Source organism: Flavobacterium sp. GT3R68 (assembly GCF_007109225.1).
GTDB lineage: Bacteria > Bacteroidota > Bacteroidia > Flavobacteriales > Flavobacteriaceae > Flavobacterium.
Genome location: NZ_VJZK01000032.1, coordinates 1 through 1,210, shown reverse-complemented (window position 1 = coordinate 1,210; position 1,210 = coordinate 1). Strand labels below are relative to the sequence as shown.

General features: G+C 32.1%; 1 protein-coding gene. It reads left to right on the top strand.

Annotated elements, in window-relative coordinates; all coding sequences use genetic code 11:
- The first annotated feature begins 737 nt into the window (after positions 1-737).
- Positions 738-974: a hypothetical protein gene (locus FNW07_RS13660; RefSeq protein WP_144265652.1), complete on the top strand. Its 237-nt coding sequence runs from the start codon at positions 738-740 to the stop codon at positions 972-974.
- The last annotated feature ends 236 nt before the right edge of the window (positions 975-1,210 follow it).

Sequence of the window (1,210 nt, the reverse complement as noted above, 5' to 3'; positions counted from 1 at the left end):
GATAACTTAAAGTTTGGTTTATATTTGCAATTGTCCGGTGTCAGGTAAGCCACTGAATGCAAGCCGCGGGGACGTTATATGCCATTTTGAAACCCTATCAATTAGGAATTATCCAAAGAATTAAAAATCAGAAATGCTAAAAATATATTACAGAATTTGGGTCAGTTTATTTCTTAAGATAAAGCTTGCACAAAACGAAAATAAAAATGCTTCTTTAATTCTCTCGCTCATTGTTTTGAGTGCGACTAATATTATAAATATTTTATTAATTGGTATTCTCTTAATTCTTGTTGCCAGAATCCATAGTAATGTATTTGATATGCTTCCGGTAAACAAAACCATCCGAAATTTGAGTATTGCATTGTTTTTCTTCTTCTCAAATTATTTTTTGTTAGTCCACAATGGAAAAAATGAAACTCTTTTAACCAAATATGAAAACCAAAATATTAAAAATTTAGGCAGCAATTATTTTATTATCAGCACTATTTTAGTTTTGTTACTAATCTTTTCGACGATAGCATTTCCGGAATTCTTTAATTTGACTGTGAAAAAATAAAACGGCACATAACAGCGGTTTGCCTCAATGGCTAATTCTGTTATTCTTTAGAAAATACGCTGATAACTCAAAGTTTGGTTTATATTTGTGATTGTTCGGTGATGGGAACGCCACTGAGGCAAGCCACCGGACGTTAGTGACAAGTTTACCAAAAAATGGGGCAGAAGAAACTTCAAAAAATATGAAAGAAAACAATGAAATAGTTGAAATAGTTGACAAGATAACTTGCAGAACAGATTTTGAATTCTTCCTTCAGAAACTTAAAGAAAACTTTGGGAAAAATAAAGAAGATTGGGAAAACGATACTTTAGAAAGTTATTTAGAAGGCTTGTATGGTTATAATTATGAAAGTGAAAATGATCAGCCAACATGGAAACTCTTTGCCGAAATTCTTTTAGCGGCTAGAGTATTTGAATAATTGAAAATAATAAATCAAATTGCAAATAATATTATTAAGACGAAATAAAAAACCTGTCACTAACAGCGGTTTGCCTCAATGGCTTAATTCTGTGTTTCTTTAGAAAATACGCTGATAACTCAAAGTTTGGTATATATTTGTGATTGTTCGGTGATAGGGACGCCACTGAGGCAAGCCACCGGACGTTAACTATAACTATCTGAAAACGTTTACGGTGAACATAACCAAAAGGCGTA

Excerpts from the sequence above, each read along its gene's own strand:
- FNW07_RS13660 (WP_144265652.1), top strand. The coding sequence starts at position 738 with ATGAAAGAAAACAATGAAATAGTTGAAATAGTTGACAAGATAACTTGC.